The organism is Bacteroides cellulosilyticus DSM 14838 (assembly GCF_000158035.1).
GTDB lineage: Bacteria > Bacteroidota > Bacteroidia > Bacteroidales > Bacteroidaceae > Bacteroides > Bacteroides cellulosilyticus.
The window spans coordinates 18,036-20,794 of record NZ_EQ973492.1; the positions used below are offsets into that span (position 1 = coordinate 18,036).

The 2,759-nt window shown below is 38.7% G+C and carries 2 protein-coding genes and 1 pseudogene; all 3 read right to left on the reverse strand.

Annotation, left to right across the window (positions count from 1 at the left end; all coding sequences use genetic code 11):
- Positions 1-127: pseudogene (locus tag BACCELL_RS27780) on the reverse strand (YjbH domain-containing protein); the annotation flags it as partial.
- 65 nt (positions 128-192) lie between these two features.
- Entirely contained in the window at positions 193-1,788 is a 1,596-nt protein-coding gene (locus tag BACCELL_RS18095; RefSeq protein WP_007213418.1) for a carboxypeptidase-like regulatory domain-containing protein, read from the reverse strand.
- A 10-nt stretch (positions 1,789-1,798) separates the two neighbouring features.
- Positions 1,799-2,759, reverse strand: a 961-nt coding sequence (locus BACCELL_RS18100) for a hypothetical protein (protein WP_007213419.1), incomplete at its 5' end; no start/stop codon positions are given.

Genomic DNA, 2,759 nt, shown 5'->3' on the forward strand with positions numbered 1-2,759 from the left:
TCTTATCTTTCTGCATTTCTGCCGAAGGGGCATGCAACAAACCTGTAGTACCGTAAGTTAATTGAGCCGAAAGTACAAACGCACAGCATAAAAACAAGTACGTAACTATTATTCGCTTCATCTGCATCTGCCTTTCTCTATACACTTTATACTTTCGGGTCAATTATGATCTATTGTTCTTAACAATCAGAATTATTCAGCTTCGATGATACCACCACCAGCGTTGCCTGTACCATGACCGTGGTCATGACCATGATCGTGAGAAACCTTAATGATTTCCATATCGTCATAGTTAACGGTAGCTGTACCTGCAGCTTGGTATTTAGCATATACTCCAGACAGATCCATGTTTACATCTGTTGTTGTTTCAACCGGTTCTTCATCTCCTGAAGTAATAATAGTAGTAGAAGTTACCTTTGTTACTCCTATAGTGAAATCAACGAATTCTTGTTTAGAAGTGATACTCTTAACAGCAGTGTAAGGTGCCAATTCGAATTTGTATCCCTTTTCTATAAGTGCGTTTTTGTATCCATCAGCAACGATTGTATCAGTAGCTGCCTTCATAGCTTGAGCAACTGCTACACCTAATGCAGTTTCGCTGCCAAGGTTACCTCCCTGTATGTCAATAGTCTTCATACCTACTAATACTGGAATGTCATAAGTATATTGTTTAACTCTATCAGTTCCATTTACAATCATAGGATCGAAAGTATCTACTGTCGGTAGAAGAGTAGGAGCAGCATTAGTTCTCGTAACTTCAACATTGAATGAGAAGTCAATCTTCACTTCAACATTCGGTTCTTCTCCACCCGGTTCTGTGCTAGCTGTAGGTTTAGCAATCTTCTGAACTAAAGTCATTTCAATACCATTCTCATCAACGATCTTGAAAGTAGCACTAAAGAATTTAGAAGAAATAGCTTTGGTTGTAGTCTCTTCTACGAATTCAGTTTCAGGAACATTAAACTTATACGCATAAGTGTTGGAGTTACCTTCACCGTAGAATTGAGTACCCTTGTCATTGTACAAACGTACAACTTTTGCCAACATCCATCTGTTACCAAACTTCAAGTCACCTGCAAGAACTACTGTTCCTGTAGCAGTTTTAACCAGAACGATTTCTGTAGTGTAATCTTCAGTAGCAAATGCGTCTGCGAAGTCAATAGCTACTTCTTTCTTAGCATTCGGTAAAGAGATGTATTGGATAGTAGATACAAATCCGTCTTTGCTTGCTTTAATCTTATATGCACCGGCAGTCAGAGGAGTAGTTTCATAATCTACTTCTTCGGTACCTTTACCATATACAGTTACGTCAGCATCGTTGATTTCATTCATGTCTTCATCCAAAACTGTTACTTTGAGGTTATATCTCAATTCAACTTCTTTGGTTGTAGCTGTTTTACCTAACACGAAATTAACAGGATAAACGGCAGCTTGTCCCGGTTTCAATTCAGCAATGTTCACAGTAGTTTCTTGTTTCTCGAAACCTGTGCATTTAGCTGTAACCTTTACAGCACCGGCTGACAAACCTGAAATAGTGAAAGAACCGCTGCTTTGAGTAACAGTACCTTTATCTGATTCAACTGTTGCGGCAGTCAAGATAGTACCTTCAGCACTGTAAATTGTACCTGTAATTGTGTACTGGGCAGCTGGCAATGTTACACTCTGATCGGGATCGATGATATCCAATCCTTCATCTTTGTAACATCCAGTGAGTAATGACCCTGTTAAGGCCACTACGGCTAATGCTAATTTAGCATTGTAGCCGTTAAAGAAACTTTTCTTTTTCATCTCAATAAAATTAAAAATTTAGTAATTCTGATTTAATAAAATATGGATTAAAACTATTATTACTCATTATGTTCTCGCTTGCGTTAGCCCGGAATCCCTTATAATAATAGCGTTCATTGCCTGCATTATAAGCTATCCCCATGTTCTTTGAGGGCGTCACCCGCGGTATATATCCTTTTCTCTTATATTTATAAGGTGGGAGCGCTATTTGAAATCTAAAACCGCCATTTGACTTTGCCCCTTGCGCTTTCATTGCATAAAAGCCAATCGAGCAATAGCGGAAGTGGCGAATCAAATCGAATCTTACGCCTTTTTCACCCAATAGATATTGTTCACCTTTCAAACTTGCCTGAACATTGTATTCGGGCCAATAAAAATTAGCTCCTAAACTCCACGTCAAGCGTGTCTTTGTTCCATAGTAAAATTCAAATCCATCCCATTCATACGCAGCAGTTAATCCAATGCGTCCTTCAAACGAAAAACGTTCATCGGCTTTTAACACATGAAGCAATTTCAAATCACCTCCATACCGGCTTGCATTAAATGTTCCGACAGTTCCTGTAAGCCATGTATTATAAGGTAAACGAACAGTTTGTTGCAATGTCAGAAATCCAGGACGTACTTTATCAGCTAAATCACCATACCCGTCATTATAAACCGGAAAAATAACCTGTGCGGTCAACTTCATTCCCTTCCAGAATGAAACCTCAACTGCCGGTGACAAGTTAAAAAGCACTTGGTATACCTGCGTAATCACCAGATTCTTTAATGAAACTTCCGGATACACAACTACATCCACCTTAAACAAAGAACTATTTTTTCTCTTTTCTTTCCGAACCAGTTTCCATGAGTCACCTAAATTGTAACTAACGTCCCAATCCGCACGACTTGCTTCAGGGACGCTGTCACCGATTATCGGTTTATAGTAAAGAGAAATTTGAGGTATATTATTATCTAGAACAATTATTCTG